The organism is Clostridium thermobutyricum DSM 4928, assembly GCF_002050515.1.
Classification (GTDB): domain Bacteria; phylum Bacillota; class Clostridia; order Clostridiales; family Clostridiaceae; genus Clostridium; species Clostridium thermobutyricum.
Genome location: NZ_LTAY01000028.1, coordinates 23,871 through 45,940 on the forward strand (window position 1 = coordinate 23,871; position 22,070 = coordinate 45,940).

Annotated in this window: 21 protein-coding genes, 1 rRNA gene and 1 other annotated feature; of the genes, 20 read left to right on the forward strand and 2 right to left on the reverse strand. The window is 26.2% G+C overall.

The genetic code is table 11. The features are described from left to right. The first annotated feature begins 9 nt into the window (after positions 1 to 9). Genes hisD through hisE form a run of 8 tightly spaced genes read left to right on the forward strand, consistent with a single transcriptional unit; the run spans position 10 to position 5,744 of the window. Positions 10 to 1,299 carry a histidinol dehydrogenase gene (gene hisD / locus CLTHE_RS05310; RefSeq protein ID WP_080022330.1) on the forward strand — a complete coding sequence of 430 codons (1,290 nt, stop codon included), beginning with the start codon at positions 10 to 12 and terminating at the stop codon, positions 1,297 to 1,299. Next, positions 1,296 to 2,327, forward strand: a complete 1,032-nt coding sequence (gene hisC / locus CLTHE_RS05315) for a histidinol-phosphate transaminase (RefSeq protein WP_080022331.1) — start codon at positions 1,296 to 1,298, stop codon at positions 2,325 to 2,327. The genes hisD and hisC overlap by 4 nt, the downstream gene beginning before the upstream one ends. Further along, on the forward strand, positions 2,324 to 2,905 hold the full coding sequence (gene hisB / locus CLTHE_RS05320) for an imidazoleglycerol-phosphate dehydratase HisB (protein ID WP_080022332.1): 582 nt from the start codon (positions 2,324 to 2,326) through the stop codon (positions 2,903 to 2,905). Before hisC ends, hisB begins: the two co-directional genes overlap by 4 nt. 11 nt (positions 2,906 to 2,916) lie before the next feature. Beyond that, entirely contained in the window at positions 2,917 to 3,525 is a 609-nt protein-coding gene (hisH, locus tag CLTHE_RS05325) for an imidazole glycerol phosphate synthase subunit HisH (protein ID WP_080022333.1), read from the forward strand. Positions 3,526 to 3,528: 3 nt separating this feature from the next. Continuing rightward, on the forward strand, positions 3,529 to 4,245 hold the full coding sequence (gene hisA / locus CLTHE_RS05330; RefSeq protein ID WP_080022334.1) for a 1-(5-phosphoribosyl)-5-[(5-phosphoribosylamino)methylideneamino]imidazole-4-carboxamide isomerase: 717 nt from the start codon (positions 3,529 to 3,531) through the stop codon (positions 4,243 to 4,245). 12 nt (positions 4,246 to 4,257) lie between these two features. Then, complete coding sequence (gene hisF / locus CLTHE_RS05335) at positions 4,258 to 5,019, forward strand: imidazole glycerol phosphate synthase subunit HisF (RefSeq protein ID WP_080022335.1); 762 nt, start codon at positions 4,258 to 4,260, stop codon at positions 5,017 to 5,019. 56 nt (positions 5,020 to 5,075) lie between these two features. Next, positions 5,076 to 5,402 carry a phosphoribosyl-AMP cyclohydrolase gene (hisI, locus tag CLTHE_RS05340; protein WP_080022336.1) on the forward strand — a complete coding sequence of 109 codons (327 nt, stop codon included), beginning with the start codon at positions 5,076 to 5,078 and terminating at the stop codon, positions 5,400 to 5,402. 12 nt (positions 5,403 to 5,414) lie between these two features. Continuing rightward, positions 5,415 to 5,744: a phosphoribosyl-ATP diphosphatase gene (gene hisE / locus CLTHE_RS05345; RefSeq protein ID WP_080022337.1), complete on the forward strand. Its 330-nt coding sequence runs from the start codon at positions 5,415 to 5,417 to the stop codon at positions 5,742 to 5,744. A 53-nt stretch (positions 5,745 to 5,797) separates the two neighbouring features. Here hisE and CLTHE_RS05350 read toward each other — a convergent pair whose 3' ends face one another. After that, a complete protein-coding gene (locus CLTHE_RS05350) occupies positions 5,798 to 6,127 on the reverse strand; it encodes a HesB-like protein (protein ID WP_080022338.1) in 330 nt (109 codons plus the stop codon). A 214-nt stretch (positions 6,128 to 6,341) separates the two neighbouring features. Between CLTHE_RS05350 and CLTHE_RS05355 the strand changes: the two genes are divergently transcribed. The 3 genes from CLTHE_RS05355 (at position 6,342) to CLTHE_RS05365 (ending at position 10,688) form a co-directional block, all read left to right on the forward strand. After that, on the forward strand, positions 6,342 to 7,109 hold the full coding sequence (locus CLTHE_RS05355) for a hypothetical protein (protein ID WP_242945620.1): 768 nt from the start codon (positions 6,342 to 6,344) through the stop codon (positions 7,107 to 7,109). A 117-nt stretch (positions 7,110 to 7,226) separates the two neighbouring features. Further along, positions 7,227 to 9,818 carry a bifunctional acetaldehyde-CoA/alcohol dehydrogenase gene (gene adhE, locus CLTHE_RS05360; protein WP_080022350.1) on the forward strand — a complete coding sequence of 864 codons (2,592 nt, stop codon included), beginning with the start codon at positions 7,227 to 7,229 and terminating at the stop codon, positions 9,816 to 9,818. Positions 9,819 to 9,983: 165 nt separating this feature from the next. Further along, positions 9,984 to 10,688, forward strand: a complete 705-nt coding sequence (locus CLTHE_RS05365) for an MBL fold metallo-hydrolase (protein WP_080022340.1) — start codon at positions 9,984 to 9,986, stop codon at positions 10,686 to 10,688. A gap of 137 nt (positions 10,689 to 10,825) precedes the next feature. Here the strand turns inward: CLTHE_RS05365 and leuS are convergent, their stop codons facing one another. Beyond that, positions 10,826 to 13,273, reverse strand: coding sequence for a leucine--tRNA ligase (gene leuS, locus CLTHE_RS05370; RefSeq protein WP_080022341.1), 2,448 nt, complete (start codon positions 13,271 to 13,273; stop codon positions 10,826 to 10,828). A gap of 89 nt (positions 13,274 to 13,362) precedes the next feature. Further along, positions 13,363 to 13,572 (reverse strand) — a binding site (T-box leader). 180 nt (positions 13,573 to 13,752) lie between these two features. On the opposite strand from leuS, the gene CLTHE_RS05375 reads away from it, so the two are divergent. The 9 genes from CLTHE_RS05375 to CLTHE_RS05415 all read left to right on the forward strand — a co-directional run. Beyond that, on the forward strand, positions 13,753 to 14,214 hold the full coding sequence (locus tag CLTHE_RS05375) for a DUF1453 family protein (protein WP_158082664.1): 462 nt from the start codon (positions 13,753 to 13,755) through the stop codon (positions 14,212 to 14,214). Continuing rightward, positions 14,214 to 15,368, forward strand: a complete 1,155-nt coding sequence (locus CLTHE_RS05380; protein ID WP_158082665.1) for a sensor histidine kinase — start codon at positions 14,214 to 14,216, stop codon at positions 15,366 to 15,368. Before CLTHE_RS05375 ends, CLTHE_RS05380 begins: the two co-directional genes overlap by 1 nt. 2 nt (positions 15,369 to 15,370) lie before the next feature. Next, positions 15,371 to 15,985 carry a response regulator transcription factor gene (locus CLTHE_RS05385; protein ID WP_080022344.1) on the forward strand — a complete coding sequence of 205 codons (615 nt, stop codon included), beginning with the start codon at positions 15,371 to 15,373 and terminating at the stop codon, positions 15,983 to 15,985. A 153-nt stretch (positions 15,986 to 16,138) separates the two neighbouring features. After that, the gene (locus tag CLTHE_RS05390) at positions 16,139 to 16,777 is read left to right on the forward strand and encodes a YitT family protein (RefSeq protein ID WP_080022345.1); all 639 of its coding nucleotides are present in this window, start codon (positions 16,139 to 16,141) and stop codon (positions 16,775 to 16,777) included. Between the two features lie 179 nt (positions 16,778 to 16,956). Beyond that, complete coding sequence (locus tag CLTHE_RS16660; RefSeq protein ID WP_080022346.1) at positions 16,957 to 17,541, forward strand: hypothetical protein; 585 nt, start codon at positions 16,957 to 16,959, stop codon at positions 17,539 to 17,541. Positions 17,542 to 17,692: 151 nt separating this feature from the next. After that, entirely contained in the window at positions 17,693 to 19,105 is a 1,413-nt protein-coding gene (locus CLTHE_RS05400; protein ID WP_080022347.1) for a hypothetical protein, read from the forward strand. Between the two features lie 12 nt (positions 19,106 to 19,117). Beyond that, positions 19,118 to 19,828, forward strand: a complete 711-nt coding sequence (locus CLTHE_RS05405; RefSeq protein ID WP_080022348.1) for an OmpA/MotB family protein — start codon at positions 19,118 to 19,120, stop codon at positions 19,826 to 19,828. A gap of 3 nt (positions 19,829 to 19,831) precedes the next feature. Then, on the forward strand, positions 19,832 to 21,214 hold the full coding sequence (locus CLTHE_RS05410; protein ID WP_080022349.1) for a hypothetical protein: 1,383 nt from the start codon (positions 19,832 to 19,834) through the stop codon (positions 21,212 to 21,214). A 734-nt stretch (positions 21,215 to 21,948) separates the two neighbouring features. Further along, positions 21,949 to 22,070 (forward strand): 23S ribosomal RNA (locus CLTHE_RS05415); the annotation flags it as partial.

Consider the following 22,070-nt stretch of genomic DNA (forward strand, 5'->3'; position numbering starts at 1 on the left):
GGGATAAAAGTGATAGAAAAAATAAAATTTTCTAAAGAAAATAAAGAGAATTTATTTAAGCTTTTAATTGATAGAAGCTCAAAAGAGGATTTGGACAAATTAAAGATAGTAAAGAATATACTTAAAGATATAAAAAATAATGGTGATAAGGCTTTATTAGAATACACAAATAAATTTGATTCAAAAGAAATTAAAGATATAAGAGTTTCAAAAGAAGAAATAGAAAAAGCTTATTTAAAAGTTGAGAAAGAATTTATAGAAAATATAAAGGAAGCAAAAAAGAATATAGAAGAATATCATAAGATGCAAAAACAACAAGGGTATATATTAAAGAAAGAAAATGGAGTTTTTATGGGACAAAGAGTCATTCCATTAGAAAGTATAGGAGTTTATGTTCCAGGAGGAACAGCTGCATATCCATCTTCTGTTTTAATGAATGTAATTCCAGCAAAGGTTGCGGGAGTAAAAGAAATAACAATTATAACACCTCCATTAAAAAATGGAGAAGTAAATCCGTATATATTAGTTACAGCTAATATATTAGAGATTGATAAAATTTATAAAATTGGAGGAGCTCAAGGAATAGGTGCTTTAGCATATGGAACTGAGAGTATAAATAAAGTTCATAAAATTGTTGGGCCTGGAAATATATATGTAGCTTTAGCTAAAAAAGAAGTTTTTGGGGAAGTAGATATAGATATGATAGCAGGTCCAAGTGAAATTTTAATTATAGCAGATGAGAAAGCAAATCCTAAATATATAGCTGCTGATTTAATGTCTCAAGCAGAGCATGATATTTTAGCTTCTTCAATTTTACTTACTACATCAGAAAATACAATTGAAAAAGTTAAAAAAGAATTAGAAATACAAATAGAAAAATTAGAGAGAAAAGAAATAATAAAAGAATCTTTAAATAATTTTGGAAAAGCAATACTTTGTAATAATTTAGATGAGTGTTTTGAAATTTCAAATTTTATAGCACCAGAACATTTAGAACTATTACTAGATAATCCAATAAATTATTTAGAATTTATTAAAAATGCGGGTTCTGTATTTTTAGGAGAATATTCTCCAGAACCAGTTGGTGATTATTTTGGAGGAACAAATCATGTGTTGCCTACAAGTGGAACAGCAAAATTCTTTTCACCACTTTCTGTAGATAGTTTTATAAAAAAATCATCATTTCTTTATTATACAAAAGAAGCTTTAAAGGAAGATGGAGAAAAGATAATAAATATAGCAAATAAAGAAGGACTAACTGCACATGCAAATTCTATAAAAGTGAGGTTAGAAAAATGAAAATAGTAGAAGAATATAAACCTTTAGTAATAGAAAATGGAATTAAATTAAACGGAAATGAATGTTTTTATGATATTGGACAAGAAGTATTAGGAGAATTTTTTTCAAAATTAAAAAATATAGAATTTAATAGATATCCTGATAGTGATAGCAATTTGTTAAAGGAAAAATATGCAGAATATATAGGAGTAAATAAAGAAAATATTATAGTTGGAAATGGCTCAGATGAAGCAATAGGTTTAATTATTAGTGCTTATATACAGAGCGGAAAAAAAGTACTTACATTAAATCCAGATTTCTCTATGTATGATTTTTATGTAAGTTCAAATGAAGGGGAATTAATAAAATTAGATTGTAATGAAGATGGAAGTTATAGTGTAGATGATTTTATAGCTTTAGGTAAAAAAGAAAAGGTAGATTTAATTATATTTTCAAATCCTAATAATCCTACAGGATTTGCAATTGAAGAAAATAAAATAAAAAAAATATTAGAAAGTTTTAAAGATATTATTGTAGTTGTAGATGAAGCGTATATTGAGTTCTATGGAAAATCTGTAATAAAAGAAATAAATAATTATGAAAATTTATTAGTAACTAGAACTCTTTCAAAAGCTTTTGGAGGAGCTTCACTAAGAGTTGGATTTTTAGTTGGAAATGAAAGAATAATAGGAAAATTAAATAAATTTAAAGTTCCTTATAATGTAAATACTTTATCTCAAACTTTTGGAGAAGTTTTAATAGAGAAAAAAGAAAAAATGAAATTTCTTAGAGATGTAGTTATAGAAGAAAGAGAAAGGATATTTATTGAATTAAAAAATATTGAAAGAAAAATAAATGGGAAAATAAAATTTTATCCTTCAAAGGCTAATTTCATATTTGGAAGAGGAGATAAATTATTTATAGAAGTTTTTAAAGAGAAGGATATATCAATAAGAAATTTTAATAATGATACATTTAGAATAACTATAGGCAGTAAAGAAGAAAATGATTATATGCTTAAAGTTTTAAAGGAGTGTATAGTGTTATGAAAAGAGAAGCAATTGTAAATAGAAATACTAGTGAAACAAAAATAAAACTTCATATAAATTTAGATGGAAATGGTATAAGTGATATTGATACTGGAATTGGATTTTTTGATCATATGCTAGAATTATTTTCTTTTCATAGTGGTATAGATTTGACTTTAAGTTGTGATGGAGATACTTATATTTGTGATCATCATACAGTTGAAGATATAGGAATAGCTTTAGGAAAGGGATTAAATGAAGCTTTAGGTGATAAAGTTGGAATAGAAAGATATGGAACATTCTATTTACCTATGGATGAAAGTTTAGCATTAGTTTCACTTGATATTAGTGGAAGACCATATTTAGTATTTGATTGCAATTTTAACAGAGAGATGATAGGAGAGCTTTCCACTGAAATGATAGAAGAATTTTTTAGAGCATTTTCTTTTAATGCAGGATTAACGCTTCATATGAAAATTCTTTATGGAAAAAATGATCATCATAAAACAGAGGCTTTATTTAAAGGCTTAGGTAGAGCACTTAAAATAGCTAAGAATATAACTAATAATAAAATACAAAGTACTAAAGGTATTTTGTAAAAGGAGACTTTATGATAGGAATAATTGATTATGGTATGGGAAATTTAAAAAGTGTTTCTAATGCTTTAGATTCACTAAATATAAAAAATATTATTTCAGATGATAAAGAGATATTAAAGTCTTGTAAAAAACTTATATTACCTGGTGTAGGTGCTTTTAATGATGCAATGAAAAATTTAAAGAAAAATAATCTAGATAAATTTATTTTAGAAGAAGTAGAAAATGGAAAAGAATTGCTTGGAATTTGTCTTGGGATGCAGCTTCTTTTTGAAGAAGGATATGAAGGGGAAAAAATGAAGGGTCTTGGATTATTAAAAGGAAAAATAATAAAGATGAGTGGAGAGGGAAGAAGAGTACCTCACATTGGGTGGAATAATGGAAAACAGTATAAAAAAGACAAGCTTTTAAAAGGAATAAAAGATGAAAGTTATTTTTATTATGTTCATTCATATATAGCTAGTGATTATTTAAAAGAAGACCTTCTTATAGGAGCAGATTATAATGGAATTTTAATTCCTGGTTTATTTAGAAAGAAAAATATAATAGGAGCACAATTTCATCCAGAAAAAAGTGGAGAAGTTGGGTTAAAGCTTCTTAAAAATTTCGGTAAAGGAGAATAAAAGATGCTTATATTACCAGCAATAGATATTATAGATGGTAAGCCAGTTAGACTTTATAAAGGTGACTATAGTAAAAAAGAAATAGTTGCAAAAGATGTTTTAGAAACAGCTAAATATTTTGAAGATATAGGTGCAGATTGGATACATTTAGTAGATTTAGATGGAGCAAAAGAAAAAGAACCTAAAAATATGCAGTTAATTTTAAAAGTAGCAAAAGAAATAAAAACTCCTATTGAAATTGGTGGAGGAATAAGAAATTTAGAAACTATAAAAAAATATATTGAAGGTGGAGTAAAGAGAGTAATTTTAGGAACAGCTGCTATAGAAGATGAAAAATTATTGAGAGAATCTATAAAACTTTATGGAAATAAAATAGCTGTTGGGATAGATTGTAAAGATGAATATATTTGCGGTGATGGATGGCTTTATAAAAGTAAAATTCATTATATTGAATTTACAAAAAAATTAGAAAAGTTAGGAGTTAAGAATATTATTGTTACAGACATAAGTAAAGATGGAACATTAGAAGGTCCTAACATAGATATGTTAAAAAGGCTTAAAGGAGAAGTTAGTATAGATATTACAGCTTCAGGAGGAATAAAAGGTATAAATGATATAAAAAAATTAAAAGAATTAAATATATATGGAGCAATTACTGGTAAGGCAATATATAAAAAAACTTTGGACTTAGAAGAAAGCTTAAAAGTTTCAAAGAATTAAGGAGGTATTAAAGTGCATACAAAAAGAATAATACCTTGTTTAGATGTAAAAAATGGTGAGGTTGTAAAAGGAGTTAATTTTGTATCATTAAAAAAAGTTGGAGATCCAGTTGAACTTGCAAAATTTTATAATGATCAAGGTGCTGATGAATTGGTTTTTTTAGATATAACAGCTTCCTATGAAGAAAGAGATATAATGAGAAAAGTAGTTTCAGACACTGCAAAGGAGGTTTTTATTCCATTTACAGTTGGAGGAGGAATAAGAACTTTAGAAGATATAAAAGAAATTTTAAGAGCAGGAGCAGATAAAGTAAGTCTAAATTCAGCAGCAGTTAAAAATAAAAATTTAATAAGTGAAGGAGCAAAATTATTTGGTAGCCAATGTATAGTTGTGGCTGTTGATGGAAAAAAGAGAAAAGATAATACAGGATGGAATGTATATATAAATGGAGGAAGAACTGATACAGGAATTGATTTAATAGATTGGGTAAAAGAAGTAACTGAATTAGGTTGTGGAGAAATTCTTTTAACATCTATGGATGCAGATGGAACTAAAAAAGGATTTGATTTAGAAATGACTAGAGAAGTTAGAAAAAATACAAATGTTCCTATAATAGCATCTGGGGGCTGTGGAAGTTTAGAACATTTTGAAGAAGTTTTAAAAGATGATTTAAGTGATGCAGCTCTTGCAGCTTCTTTATTTCATTATGGAGAATTAAAAATAAAAGAAGTAAAAGAATATTTAAATAAAAAGAATATACTTGTAAGGATATAAATGTTAATAATTTGAAATCTATCTTTTTTTATGTGGATAAATTTAGGAGAGAGGTTATGAATATTGAAAAATTAGATTTTAAAAAAGGAAATGGATTAATACCTGCAATAGTTCAAGATTATAAAAATAATGAGGTTTTAATGCTTGCTTATGTTAATAAAGAAAGTATGAAAAAAACTATTGAAACAGGACAAACTTGGTTTTTTAGTAGAAGTAGAAAAATGTTATGGCATAAAGGAGAAACTTCAGGAAATATACAAATAATAAAGGAGATTAAAGTAGATTGTGACAATGATACAGTTCTTTTTTTAGTTAAACAAAAAGGTCCAGCATGTCATACAGGAGAAAAAAGTTGTTTTTATAGGAGTATTGATGAGCTTTAAAAGGAGAGTAATATGGAAAAAGTTTTAGAAGATTTATATGATGTTATTGAAAGAAGGAAAAATAGTAGTGATAAAAAGTCCTATACTAGTTACTTGTTTAAAAATGGAAGAGAAAAAATATTAAAAAAGGTTGGGGAAGAATGTTCAGAAGTTATTATTGCCAGTATGAAAGATGACAATAAAGAAGAACAGATAAATGAAATGTGTGATTTAATATATCATTTGCTTGTTTTAGCTAGTGAAAGAGAAATTAACCTTAAAGATATAGAGCTTGAACTTAAAAGAAGAAGAGATAAAATAAATAACTTAAAAGGGGAGAGAAAACCTATAGAAGAACTTTAAATATAAAAAAAGACAGGAATTTACCTGTCTTTTGTTAGAATGTCAATAAAAAATTAGTGACATCCTCCTCCACATGAACCACATCCACCTTCTGGTTGGATAACTGGTTTAAGTGTTAATCCATTTCCGTTATTTTCTTCTGAAGAAAGAATCATGAATCCACCAAATTCATCTATTAATCTTTTTTCCATTACAAATGTTATGTCATTTACTACTTCAGTAGCATCATCAGCAGTAGCTTCATCAACTGTTATGTTAAAAACTGGACCACTGCAAGCCATTCCAGCTAAGTTTATTCTTATGTTGAAGTTTTCAACTTTATTTTCAACTAAGAATTCTTTAAATTCATTATATGCTTGTTCGCTAATTGTTACATTTTTCATAATATATTTCTCCTGTGATTAAAAAATTTTTTATGAAGTAATTATAACATAGTTTAAAACAAAGTGAAACACTCTGAATTGAAAAAATTTATAAACAAAAAATGTATAGATTTTTTGTGAAAATAAAAGGAAATATTACATTGAAGTAGAATTTTAATTTATAAATATAAAATTTATGATATTATAGGTATTGAATTGGTAATATTCATCAAGAATGATAGAGTTAGAAAGGATGGTTTGGGTGAAACCATATAACAGGAAATTTTTATTAGAAAAAATTAAAGAGTACAATGAAATAATAAAAGAAAATAAAGTGGGTAAATATGAAGTAGTTCTTAGTAATGAGAAAAATGAAAAATTAATAGGTTATGGATATGAAAAAGAAAATGATTTAGATATAGATACATTAAAATTAGTTGGAGAAGATAAAGTTTGGATGGAACTTTCTGCAAGAGAAATAGAAGGTACATACAATATTATAAAAAAAGCACATGGAAAAGTTGGTATAGTTGGATTAGGACTAGGATATTCAGCAATTGAAATAAGTAAAAAAAAGAATGTAAAAGAAGTTATTGTATATGAAAGCGAAAAAGATGTTATAGATATTTTTGAAAAGAATTTTGGTAAACAAAGAAAAATAAAAATAATTCATGGAGATGCTTTTAAAGCAAAAGGAGGAAAGTTTGATTATTTCTTTTCAGATATATATGAATATAAAATATCTATGAAAATAGTTGAAGATTATGAAAAGTTTAATAAATTACACAAAATAAAAGATTATGTTTTCTTTGGTTTAGAATATTTTCTTTTAAATGCAAGATATGAAGAAGTTATATGGGTATTTGTTCCTGAAATTTGGATGGAAATGAGTAAAAGAATGTTTGCAGCTCTTCAAGAAACAAATTATTTAGATAATTATAAAAAATTAAATCCAGAAGTAGTGAGTGAAGTTTTAGCGGGACTAAAACCTTTATTAGATTAGTAGAGAATGGTTTAACTTTAAAATAAGTTAAGCCATTTTTTTGTACATAATTTTATTTAAAATTTCAAAAACTAAGTTGAATATTAAAAATAAAATATACAGGAGGTATTTTAAGTGATAAAAGTTACAAATAAAAAAGAACTTATAGCTAAAATGGAAAGTTTAAGAGAAGCACAAAAAAAATTTGCAACATACTCACAAGAAGAGGTAGATAAAATATTTAGAGAAGCAGCAATGGCAGCTAATAATAATAGAATAAAACTTGCTAAATTAGCAGTTGAAGAAAGTGGAATGGGCGTAGTTGAAGATAAAGTAATAAAAAATCATTTTTCAGCTGAATACATATATAATCAATATAAAGATATGAAAACATGTGGAATAATTGAAGATAATTTAACTTTTGGAATAACAAAGGTTGCAGAACCAATTGGAGTTATTGCAGCAATTGTTCCTACAACTAATCCAACCTCTACAGCAATATTTAAAATTTTAATAGCTTTAAAAACAAGAAATGCCATTATATTATCACCACATCCAAGAGCAAAAAATTCTACTATAGAAGCAGCAAAAATTTTATTAGAAGCTGCTGTAAAGGCAGGAGCACCAAAAGGAATAATAGGCTGGATAGATGAACCTTCAGTAGAATTATCTCAAACAGTAATGCAAGAAGCAGATATAATCTTAGCTACTGGTGGACCTGCAATGGTTAAAGCAGCTTATTCTTCTGGGAAACCAGCAATAGGAGTTGGAGCAGGAAATACACCAGCAATAATAGATGAGACAGCTCATATAAAAATGGCAGTAAATTCAATATTATTATCAAAAACTTTTGATAATGGAGTTATATGTGCTTCTGAACAAAGCATTATAGTAATGGAAAAAATATATGATGAAGTAAGAAAAGAGCTTATGGATAGAGGAGCCTATATATTAGATAAAGATGAAATAGTTAAAGTAAAAAATATAATTTTAAATGAAAAAGGTGGATTGAATTCAGCGATAGTTGGACAATCAGCTTATAAAATTGCAGAGCTTGCAGGGCTTAAAATACCAGAAGATTCTAAAATTTTAGTAGGAGAAGTAGAATCAGTAGAATTAGAAGAACCTTTTTCTCATGAGAAATTATCACCAGTTCTTGCTATGTACAAAGCAAAAAGCTTTGATGAAGCTTTAAAAAAGGCAAGTAGACTTATAGAGCTTGGAGGATTTGGTCATACCTCTGTTTTATATGCAGATCAAACAAAAGCAAGAGAAAAAATAGAAAGGTTTGGAGCAGAAATGAAAACTGCAAGAACTCTTGTAAATATGCCAGCATCACAAGGAGCAATAGGAGATGTATTTAATTTTAAATTAGCTCCATCATTAACCCTTGGATGTGGTTCTTGGGGTGGAAACTCTGTATCAGAAAATGTTGGACCAAAACATCTTTTAAATATAAAAAGTGTAGCAGAAAGGAGAGAAAATATGCTTTGGTTTAGAGTACCTGAAAAAACATATTTTAAATATGGATGTCTTCCAGTTGCACTTAGAGAATTATGTGAGATGGGGAAAAAGAAAGCTTTTATAGTAACAGATAAAGTTCTTTTTGAATTAGGATATACTCATAAGGTAACTGACATATTAAAGTCATGTAAAATAGATTATAAAATATTTACAGATGTTGAACCAGATCCTACATTAATAGCAGCAAAAAGAGGAGCAGAACAAATGCTTAGCTTTAAACCTGATGTAATAATATCTGTTGGAGGAGGTTCTCCAATGGATGCAGCAAAAATAATGTGGGTATTATATGAGCATCCAGAAGTTAAATTTGAAGATTTAGCTATGAGATTTATGGATATAAGAAAGAGAGTATATAAATTCCCAGAATTAGGTCAAAAAGCAATGATGGTAGCTATTCCTACTTCAGCGGGAACAGGATCAGAAGTAACTCCATTTGCTGTTATAACAGATAGCGAAACTGGAGTAAAATATCCACTTGCAGATTATGAATTAACTCCTGATATGGCTATTGTAGATGCTGAACTTATGATGAGTATGCCAAAGGGATTAACAGCAGCTTCAGGAATTGATGCACTAACTCATGCTATAGAGGCTTATGTTTCAGTCCTTGCTTCAGAATATACAAATGGATTAGCTTTAGAAGCTATAAGATTAATATTTAAATATCTTCCAACAGCTTATTTAAATGGAACAGAAAATATAAAAGCAAGAGAAAAAATGGCTCATGCTGCATCAATGGCTGGTATGGCCTTTGCAAACTCTTTTCTTGGAATATGCCACTCAATGGCACATAAATTAGGAGCATTTCATCATGTGCCACATGGAATTGCAAATGCTTTATTAATAAATGAAACTATAAGATTTAATGCAACAGATGCTCCAAGAAAGCAAGCAGCCTTTCCACAATATAAATATCCAAATGCTAAATGGAGATATGCTAGAATAGCAGATTATTTAAATTTAGGTGGAAATACAGAAGAAGAAAAAATAGAGCTTTTAATAAAAGCTATTGATGAATTAAAAGAAAAAGTAAATATACCTAAATCTATACATGAAACTGGAATTTCAAAAGATAAATTTTATGCAACTTTAGATGAAATGGTAGAACAGGCATTTGATGACCAATGTACAGGAGCAAATCCTAGATATCCACTTATGAGTGAAATAAAACAAATGTATATAAATGTATTTGAAAATTCTAAATAAGCTATATATAATTAAAGAAAAAAATATTTAAGAAATTATAATATATTGTTGGCTGATTACTTTTTTATTGAGTAATCAGCTTTTTATTTATTTTCTTATATTATGAAATATAATGAATTTTGTGGTAAAATATAGATTAATTTAATGTAATTTAGGAGGGGAAGCATGTTAAAGTTTATAGGAAAGGGAAGTGCTTTCAATACAAAACTAGGAAATACAAGTGCATACATAAAAAAAGAAAAATCAATTATACTTATAGATTGTGGAGGAACAGTTTTTCATGACCTCAAAACAAAAGGAGTTTTAGAAAATTGTGAAACACTTCATATAATAATAACACATACACATCCAGATCATGTAGGAAGTTTAGGAGATTTAATTTTTTATTCTCATTACATAAAAGGAATAAAACCAAAAATATATTTTCCACATAAAAAAACCATTGAGGATATGCTAGCATATGTAGGAGTATCTAAAGAATTTTATGATGTAGAAAGTAGATATGTTAATTGGATAAAAGATAAAGAGTTTGGAAATGTTGATTTGGAATTTTCAAATAACAAACATGTTGTTGAAATACCTTCATATGGATTTCTTATAAAAATAAATGGAGAAAAATATTACTATAGTGGAGACACTAATGAGATAAATCCAGAAGCAATTAAATTATTAGAAAGAAATAAAAAAGCAATTGTTTATCATGAAGTAAGCTCATTAGATATCGAAAAAAGTCCTCATACAAATATAAAATCTTTAGAAGATGCATTTAAAAAAGAAGTTAGAGATAGAGTTTATCTTATGCATTTAGATGAGGAAATAGATGAAGATGAGCTTAAAAGTAAAGGATTTAAAATAGTAGAAGTAGAATAATATAATTTTAATAATATATACTTTTATTCAAAAATAATTTTATTAAAAAAGAGTTTCCACATATTTTGTGGAAACTCTTTTTATTTTAACTTATTTGATGGTTAGTTTAAAAATATATGTTTTAAGTTATAAAGGCATTATTTAACAACTATATTAACAAGTCTTCCTTTTATAACTATTACTTTAACAATATTTTTTCCTTCAGTAGCTGCTTTAATATTTTCATTATTTAATGAAGCTTCTTTTATTCCTTCTTCATCTAAATCAGATGGAACATTTATTTTAGCTTTAATTTTTCCGTTAACTTGAATAGCTATTTCTACTTCATCTTTTACAAGTGCAGATGGATCAAATGTAGGGAATGATTCATTAAATACTGAAGATTCCATTCCAAATAGACTCCATTGTTCTTCTGAGAAGTGAGGTGCAAATGGTGCAAGAATTTTAATGAAATCTTTAGCAACATTAGTTAAGAATTCTATATTTTTTACTTTTTCATTGTTGTATTTTGAAATTGCATTAACAAATTCCATCATTCTAGCAATTGCAGTGTTGAATTGCATTTTTTCACCATCTTCAGTAACACCTTTTATTGTATTGTGTAACCAGAAGTTAAGTTCTTTTTCAGGTTTATCTATTGTTGTTTTAACTTTATCACTATTTTTAGCTTCTCTAACTAATTCAAGAGCTCTTTCAATTCTATCTACAAATCTACCAACAGATTTAACTCCATCATCACTCCAAGCTCCACCTTCAGTGTAAGCAAAACCAAACATTAGATACATTCTAAATACATCTGAACCGTATTCTTTAATATAATCATCTGGTGAAATTGTATTTCCTTTAGATTTACTCATTTTTAAACCATCTGGGCCTAATATTAGTCCTTGGTGAGTTAGTGATTTAAAAGGTTCATCAAATTTTAAGTATCCCATATCTCTTAATGCTTTAGTTATAAATCTAGCATATAAAAGATGCATACAAGCATGTTCAGGTCCTCCAACATATTTATCTACAGGAAGCATTTTATTTATAACTTCTGGATTAAAAGGAGCATCTGTATTTTTATTATCTGGATATCTTAAATAATACCATGAAGAACAAACAAATGTGTCAAGTGTATCTGTTTCTCTCTTAGCTGGTTTACCACAACAAGGGCAAGTTGTATTAACAAACTCTTCGCATTTAGCAAGAGGTGATTTACCATCTGGAGTAAACTCTACATTGTATGGTAATTCTACTGGTAATTGATTTTCAGGTACTGGAACAGTTCCACAATCTTCACAGTAAATAACAGGAATTGGAGCTCCCCAATATCTTTGTCTTGAAACTAACCAGTCTCTTAATCTATAATTTACTTTTTGTTCTCCAAGTTTTTGCTCTGCTAATTTTTCAACTATTTTAATCTTAGCTTCTTTAGTTGTTAAGCCATCAAATTCTCCAGAATTAATAAGAATACCATGTTCTCCAAATGGTAATTCAACTTCAGAACCATCTTTAGGAGCTACAACTTTAGTCATTGGAAGATCAAACTTCTTAGCAAAAGCAAAATCTCTTTCATCATGTGCAGGAACAGCCATAACAGCTCCAGTTCCATAAGTTGCAAGAACATAATCTCCAATCCAAATAGGAATTTCTTTTCCATTTATAGGATTTATAGCATATGCTCCTGAAAATACACCAGTTTTTTCTCTTGTAATTGATTGTCTTTCAATATCAGATTGTTTTTTAGCTTTTTCTTGATATTCTTCTACTTGAGACTTTTGTTCAGCAGTTACTATTTGTTCAACTAATGGATTTTCAGGTGCAAGAACAACATATTCAACTCCATAAAGAGTATCAGCTCTAGTTGTAAATACATTAAATTTTAAATCAGAATCTTTAACTTTAAATGTAATTTCAGCTCCAGTTGATTTACCAATCCAGTGCTTTTGCATTGCAACAGTTTTTTCTGGCCAATCTAATCCATCTAATTTTTCTAATAATTCATCAGCATAATCAGTTATTTTAAAGAACCATTGAGTAAGATCTTTTTTAGTAACTTCTGTATCACATCTTTCACATGCACCATCATGAACTTGTTCATTTGCAAGAACAGTTTGACATGAAGGACACCAGTTTACAGGAGCTTTTTTTCTGTATGCTAAACCTTTTTCATAAAGTTTTAAGAATAACCATTGAGTCCATTTATAGTAATCTTCTGAACAAGTTACTACTTCATTTTCCCAGTTAAACATAGCTCCCATAGCTTTTAACTGTTCTTCCATTGTAGCTATATTTTTAAATGTTGAATCTTTTGGGTGAATACCAGTTTTTATAGCAAAGTTTTCTGCTGGTAATCCGAAAGCATCAAATCCCATTGGTTGGAATACATTAAATCCTTGCATTCTTTTAAGTCTTGCCCAAGTATCAACTGGACCATAGTTAAACCAATGTCCTGCATGTAATTGGCTTCCTGATGGATAAGAGAACATTTCTAAAACATAAAGTTTCTTATCAAGGTTTGAGCTATCAAATTTATAAAGATTTTCATTAGCCCATTTATCTTGCCATTTCTTATCAATATTAGTTCCGTAATTTCCCATAATATTGAACCTCCTAAAATTTATTTAATAAATTAGATTACATAGCTTTAGAGTGTTCTATAAATTAAAAAAACCTTTCATCTCTTATAAAAAGAGACGAAAGGTATAAATTCCGTGGTACCACTCTTATTAAGAATAAAAAATATTCTTCACTTATTTAAATAACGGATAAGAATCCGTACTTGCTTTTAACAAGTAAGCTCATAGACAAGTTCCTATAAATGTATTATTAATTTTCACCAACCATTAACTCTCTAAAAATACTTATATATAGTACTACTTCTAATCACAGCAATAAAGTATATAATTGTAATCATTTGTCTTTTATTATATTTAAAAATCTAATGTAAGTCAATAAGTAACATTAATAAATAGAATGTAAAGTTATGACTAATTATATGACTTTAGTAACACTACAAAAAATGCATATGATTTTATAATTAATGTATAAAAAACAAAAGATAACTGGAGGAGATTTTATGCAAACAGGAATAATAGTTTTATTAATATTATTTTTAATGATAAAGAGTAGCTTACAAGGAAAAACAAAAAAAGTTAAGGATGGTATATTTATAGTTCCATTAATATTTTTATATTTATCATTTACAGAAATAATAAAAGTAAATTTAAATCTAGAATATATAGGAGTTATAATTATTTCATTAATTATAGGGGGAATTATAGGATTATTCAGAAGTAGATTTTATAAAGTTAATATAAATGAATTAGGTGAAGTAGTGTATAAAAGACAAGTATTTGATATACTAGTACTAGTGGTATATTTATTAATAAAAGTTATAATATCTTATGCAGTTAGAATGTATGATAGAAATTTTTTAAATTATATTAATGTAGCATTTATACTAACAGCAACTGCATCAATTGGGGCTAGAAGAGTAATAATATACTATAATTACTTAAGATTAAAAGGAAAATGTTAATGGAAGAAACAAGAGTTGTAAGAACAGGAACAGGTAAAATAAAAATTATAATGTTAGCTCTAGGATTAGCACAGCTTCTAAATGGAAAAACTGCTAATTTTAGAGTTTTTTTAGCTATTATTCTAATTATAGCAATAATAATTGATATATATAGATTAAGAATTACTAACTACAAAGAATATGTAATATTAGGGTTTTTTAGTGTTATTTTAGTTGGTATAGCTTCAGGAATATATGATAAAGGAATGATAGGAACATATTTATATTTAAGTGTTTGTGAGGCTATATATATTAAATATAATAACTTGTATAAAAAATTATATATTTTAGTAAATATATTAACATATATTTTTTCAGTGTGTATAGGTAGTTTACCTATTGACAATATACATAGTTACATTAATATAATTTTAATAATGCTATTTCCTTATCTACTAGTTTTGAGTATTTCTATAATATCTTATACAAAAAGAAAAGAAAGAGAAAAAGTAGGAATATTAAATAGAGAACTTCTTCTTCAAAATGAAAAGTTAAAAGAATACTCAAAAGAATTAGAAAAATTAACAATAGAAAAAGAAAGAAATCGTGTTGCTCAAGAACTTCATGATTCTTTGGGGCATTATTTAATGGGAATATCTATGCATGTTAATTTAATAGAGAAATTTGATAATAATGAAGAAAAACGAAGAGAGATAATAGAGAAAACTAAGGTTATAGTTAAAGATAGTATTAAAGAACTTAGAGCAACTGTATATAAACTTAAAGAATATGAAAAAGAACAAAAATTAATATGGAGAATAATTGAAATAGAAGAAAATTTAAATGAAGCTATAGAATTTGAAAATGATATACATGAAAATATAGAAGAAGTAGATGATAATATAAAAGAAGCTTTATATATTACTATAAAAGAAGCAATAACTAATGGAATAAAACATGGAGATGCAAAGTATTTTAAAATAAAAATATATATAAATGAAGAGATTATAAATTTTTCTATATTCAATAACGGAAAGTCTCCTATAAATATAAAAAAATCTAATGGACTTAGAGGAATTGAAGAAAGAATAAAAAATTTAAATGGTAAATGTGAATTTAACATATTAAATAATGGATTTAGTATTACTGGAAAGATAAAAAGAGAAGAGGAATAAAAGTGATAAAAGTTATTGTAGTTGATGATCAAAAAATAATAAGAGAAGGGTTAAAAATGATTTTATCATTAGATGATGAAATAGAAGTTTTAGGAGAAGGAGAAAATGGGTTAGATGCAATTTCTCTTTGTAGAGACTTAAATCCTGATGTTATTCTTATTGATATAAGAATGCCAATTATGGATGGAGTTTTAGCAACAGAAAAAATAAAAGAGTTAAATAAAGATATAAAAATTCTTATTTTAACTACATTTAATGAAGATGAATATATTTTCCAATCAATAAAAAATGGTGCTAATGGATATCTTTTAAAAGATGCAGATCCAGATGAAATAATAAATGGAATAAAAACAGTTTTTAAAGGAAATATGCTTATTCATTCAGAAGTAGCAATGAAGATTGCTGGAGTGTTAAATAAGAAAGAAGAAGTAAATTTAGATATTCTTACTAAAAGGGAAAAAGAAATTTCGAATTTAATTGCAGAAGGATTAAATAATAAAGAAATAGGAGAAAAACTTTATTTATCTGAAGGAACAGTAAAAAATTATGTGACAAAGATATTAGATAAATTAGAAGTTAAAAATAGAACAGAATTAGCAATAAAGCTAAAAAGATAACAAACAATATAGGAACTTGGACGAAATAGAAGGAACTTTAATGAACAGAGTGAATAGTTTGAGTTAATTACAAATAGCGAATATTATTAAAATGGCAAAAAAGAGTTGAAAGAGTTATAATATTATTAGTAAAAAAAATAGGAGAGTGATATTGTGTACTCGGCCAGGCAGAATGCTAGAGATATACTTTTGGTTATTTTAGGAGCCAGTATTCTAGCATTTGGAAGTTATAATTTAAACTATCAAAATGATGTTACAGAAGGTGGGGTATTAGGATTAATTCTATTACTTCAAAAGCTATATGCTATATCACCATCTATAACTAGTGTGATAGTAGACTTCTCATTATTTTTAGTGGGAATGAAATTTTTCGGTAAAAAATTCTTATTTTTATCATTTTTATCAACTGCTACATTTTCTATAACATATAGAATATGGGAAAGTATAGGATTTATAGTACCAAACTTAGAAAATAATATGATTTTAGCGGCAATTTTATCTGGTGTTGCAGTTGGACTAGGAGTTGGACTTGTAGTAAGAGTTGGAGCAGCCTCTGGAGGAGATGATGTTTTAGCTATACTAGGAAGCAAGTTTTCAAGATTAAAAATACACCATATGTATTATTTAATGGACGCAGTTGTGTTAGCTTTATCATTAACTTATATAAGTTTAGATAGAATAGTTTATTCTATAATTGCTGTTTTAGTTAGTGGTACATTAATAAGTGTAATTCATGATTTAGGTAAGAAGAAAGAAAAAGTTGCTGTTAAAGGTGCAGTAGTAGCATCTTAATAGATAAATTTTTTAAGCTTTACAATGACTTTTTATTAAAGGTATTGTAAAGTTTTTTTTTGAAAAAATATAGTATAATAAAAATGTCTTTTTTATTAAAAATTAAGTTGAATCATGAATTAAGGTTGAATTAAACGTAAAATTATATAATATTAAAATAGGATGAAAGGAGCAATTTTATGAAAAAAGATACTAATGAACAAAAAGAAATAAAAAAAGAAAAAAATAGAAAAGAAGGCTCTCTAAATAAAATAACAAAGATTTCAACAATAGTAGTAATAGCATTAGCAGTAATTGCTGGTGGTACATATATATGTAGAAGTTTATTTTTCTCAACACCAGAAACAACAATAAGAAATTTTTATGCCTCAATTTCTAATAACCAGTTAGAAAGATGTATAACATATACAGATATACAAGATAGATTAGATGCACAAGTTCCTAATCAAGAAGATAGAGAAAAAATAATGCAAACTTTTCTAAAACAATTTAATATACAAGAAAGAACGATTCATATTAATATATTAAATTTAACTAAAGTTTCAGGAGATAATCAAACAGCTGTTTATGATATTAAATATAAAACAGATATAACATATAAAAATGGATCAGATTATAGTGATGTTCAATCAGATAAAATTTATTTAACAAAGATAAAAGGAAAGTGGAAAATAGTAGAAGGTAGTGGTATGTATTCTGCATTAGCTCAAATAATGAGTGGAGTAATAGAAGGACAAAATAGTGTTTTAGGCGGAATAAAATAATAGGAGACTAGATTTTAGTTTATATAAATTAAAATCTAGTCTTTTTTTATAAGAAAAAATTAAGAAATAATACAGAATATTTAATTAGAAATAATAATAGAAATATTATAAGCAGTATAATAAAAGATTTGTAAATAAGGGAGATGAGTATATGGGAATATTTAAAGAACTATTAAAATCCTTTTTAGAACAAGGTTCTGTTGGTTGGATAGTAATTTTAATAATTATATTAGTAGGTGGATACAACATTTTTTTAAATATTAAAATGAAGAGATTTTATAGTGAGCTTTTAGATGAATTAAAAGAAAGTAACTCTATAAATAGTGCAGGAGAAAAAGAGTTTTTATCAGGACCACTTTTAGAAATATCAGAAGATTTTAAAAGAGGTGCAAAAAGAGGGATAGATAATATAAATACAGAGGTTTTAATAATAAAGCATTTAAAAGAATCTAATAATGTAAATGAAAGACTTCTTACAGTATTACCTGCTTCTTGTATAGCCCTTGGACTTTTAGGAACATTTTTAGGATTAACTATTTCAATTCATGGAACTAATGGAGTATTAGAATCTGGGGTAAAAACAATGGAAGTATTTTTATCAAAAATGAGTATTCCACTTCAAGGGATGTCTAGTGCTTTTTGGACTAGTATTTTTGGAGTAATAATGTCATTAATATTAAATGGATTAAATGCAAAAGTTAAAAAAACTAAAGAAGAATTTTTTGATGAAATGGAAGATTATTTAGACAATACTTTATATGGAGAATATTCATATAGTTTTGTTACTCAATTTGAGAAATTCAATGATATAGTTTCAAAATCAATGTTAAGACTAGCTGTAGATATGAGAGAGTTATTTATGAATGGGGTAAATGAACTTGTATCTAATATAAATAAGAATACACTTGATATGACAAATACAGCTAAGGAGCTTACAGTATATGCAGAAGATTTTGGAAAAGTAATAGGAAGATTAGGAGAAACTATTGAAAGCTTTAATGCTCCAATAGAAAGATTTAAAGGTTCAATAAATGAATTTACTTTAACTACAGATAAATTAGAATTTATAATGAATAAATCTATAGAAAAGTTAGAGGATAAATTAGATTATCTTTCAGGAGTTATAAGTAAATTAAATACTACAACTACAGATAGAAATAATATATTTGAAGATGTTATTTTAGAAGTTAAGGAAGGTAGAGATAAACTTCAAAGCACATATAGTGGAATAGTAACTGTTATGGAAGAAATAAATAAATCTATTTTAACAAGAGATGAAAATTTAGCTGAGGAAATAAAAGGTTTAAATTCTGGATATGAGAAGTTTGAAGAAATAACAGAAGAATTTAAAGTTAATATAGAAGGCTTAAGAGAAAAAATAGAATTAGGAGTACAATCTTCAGTACAAAAAGGGTTTACTAAAATATCATATGATTTAGTAAATGAATTAAAAGGGGCACTAGAAGATATAGATGAAGCTATAAATACATTAAGCATGAATACACAAACAGTTGGAAGATTGGTTAAGGCCACAAATGATTGGGTAGATATTAGAAAAGAATAGGGGGGATACTATATGAAAATAAGAAGTAGAAGATATAAGTCTAGAGAAGAAGACGGTTCATATTGGCCATCTTTTGTAGATGTAATGACTACAACAGCATTAGTATTTTTCTTTTTAATGATAATTGCAATGGGGTTATCTAGTCTTTTTGTTGATAATATATCTATTAAAAGAGAAACTATATACAATAAGATACAAGAAAATTTAAATTCAAATGAAGTAGATAAAAATATAATGTATTTTGATAGAGATGAAGGAAAGATGATATTAAATACAGAAACATTTTTTGATACAGGAAAATGGGATTTGAAAAGTGATGGGAAAATTATGGCAGAACAATTGGGAGAAATATTTTATTCTATATTGGAAGATGAAATGTTAAGAGAAGAAATAGAGTATATAGAAGTAGTTGGACATACAGATTATGCGGGGAATACTATAGATAATAGAAAATTATCTACTGAAAGAGCAATGAGTTTTTTAAATCAAATGGTTAAAATGGATAGTAAATTAGAAAATGATTTTGGTGGAAAATTTAAAGCTTCAGGAATGTCAGAGTTTGAGACAAATCCAAATAAAGAAGATAGAGATAGAGAAGACTATTCAAAAGATGACATAGAAAATGTAGCCTCTCAAAGAAAAATAGAAATTAAGATGGTATTCTCAAATAAAGATTTAGAAAAAGCGATAAAAGATAGAGTAAGTGACCAAAAGGGGAATTAGTATATGAAGATAATCGAAAAAGAAGTAAATCAATTTGTAGATTCTGAATATACAGAAGAAACTCTTAGAGTTATAGAATATCTAAAAGAAAAATATATACCATATAAAGAATTAAAACGAAATAGAGTATTTAGGTCTGCTCTAGTTTGGATATTAAAATATAAAGGATATACCTACCTAAGTAATAAGTTATATTCTCTTTTAAATAAGAAAGAAGTAGATTATAAAGAAATATATGAAAGCTTAATAAATGCAAATATAATAAATAGAGAAAAAATAGAATATAAAACAGATCTAGAAAAAGAGATAGAATTTAGAAGTAGCGAAGGAATAAGCAAAAGCTTCTATATAAAGTTAATTAAAAATAAATATCCATTTAAAGTAAAGTATATAAGCAATGAATATAAAGGGTTAGTAAATTTAACATTTGAAAATAATGAGTTTTATGATTATATAAATATAAATATACTAGCCCAAGAAAATATAAAATATCCAATAAATATAAGAGAAACTATAATAATATATACTGATTATAAAACTTTATTTTTTGAATTAGATATAAAGAAGAGAGATATTATAGAAGGAAATTTTTATGATATAAAAATATTTAATTCTTTACATTTAATGAAAGAAAGAACTAGAAGAATTTTTGCAGTAAGTAAAGGTATGGAGAGGTTATTAGAAGAAAAAGATAAAGATTTTGCATTAAATTATATAAAGAAAATAAAAAATGTAAGCATTGGGCTAGAAGTATATAAAAAATATAAAGATTATATCAAACATAATGAAAAAAATCTTTCAGTTAAGTTTTCATTAGAAATATTAGAAAAATACATGAATTTTGATGAAGTAAATATAAAGTTAGGTTTATTGATAGAAGAATTTATCTTAGAAAATTATTTAATAACAGAAAAAATAAAACTATATTTAGAGAAATTATATAGTGAAGGCTTTTTTACAGATAATACTGAAGAAGTAATACAAGTATTAAAATTTACAGATTTAAACTTACAATTAAAGAAAAAATTTAAAATAATAGATAATGATACATTAGAAGATTTTAAAAAAGGAAATGTATCTTTAGAAATGGCAAATAAAATTTTATGTAGCAAAGGTATAAGATATGATAATAGACTTATAAAAATAATGTATGATTTTTATAAAGAAACAGATGATGTGAGAGCTTTGGAAGTAGTTATAAAGAAAAAAGATAAATTTAAGTTCAAAATAAAAGATGAAGATATAATATTCCTTATACAAAAAAAGAAAGAAGGAATTAATATTAAAAATGAATCTATATTATTGGGAGGAAGAGATTTCGAATTAAAAAATATATATATTCAAAATGAAATGAAAAAAATAAAAAAAGAAATTTCTAATGAATAGAAAATTTAATTTAAAAAAATATGGATAAAAAGTTAATAAATAGTGTATAATTTAAAATATAAAGAAAATAAAGTGATTTTAGTATATTAAAAGTGTCTGTGTCTTTGAAAATCGCTAATTACAAAAATATAGAATAATTAATATACTTATTTAGCAATCTATTTTAAAAATAGATTGCTTTTTTTAGTGCTTTTATTTAATAGCATTTTTTAAAATTAAGAAGCCAATTAAAAATAGTTTTAAATATATTCTTTATTATTAAAAGATATATAGTGAATAATTTACTATAATAAGTCTATTATAGTTGAGTCTAAAAAATTATATTACGCTTTATTGGGGATAGGAATAAAGTTATTAGATAAATAAATATAAAAGTCGGGTTTATCCATTTAAGTAAATGCGTAATAGGAATAAAGTTATTAGATAAACAGGATTTAAAATAATTTTTACGTAATAAAAGTTATAGTATATAAATCTAAAAACTTTAGAATAATTATTAGTTTTAATGGAAAATATAATTAAATAAAATTTTTTAAAAAATAGTGTTGACATATTTTTTAATGTGATGCTATAATAAGCGAGTCGGAAAAATCAAATTAAGTTTTCCGAAAGAAAATAAGTTCTTTGAAAATTGCATAATATAGATTGTTAATACAACAAAGCCAAGAAAATGTATTTTAAATACTATTCTTTGTGACTAATTCAAGATTGTAAAATCTGAAATATGACTAATAGGTCAAGCTACAAAGGGCGTATGGTGAATGCCTTGGCATCAGGAGCCGATGAAGGACGTGATAAGCTGCGATAAGCTTCGGGTAGGCGCACATAGCCAGAGATCCGAAGATTTCCGAATGAG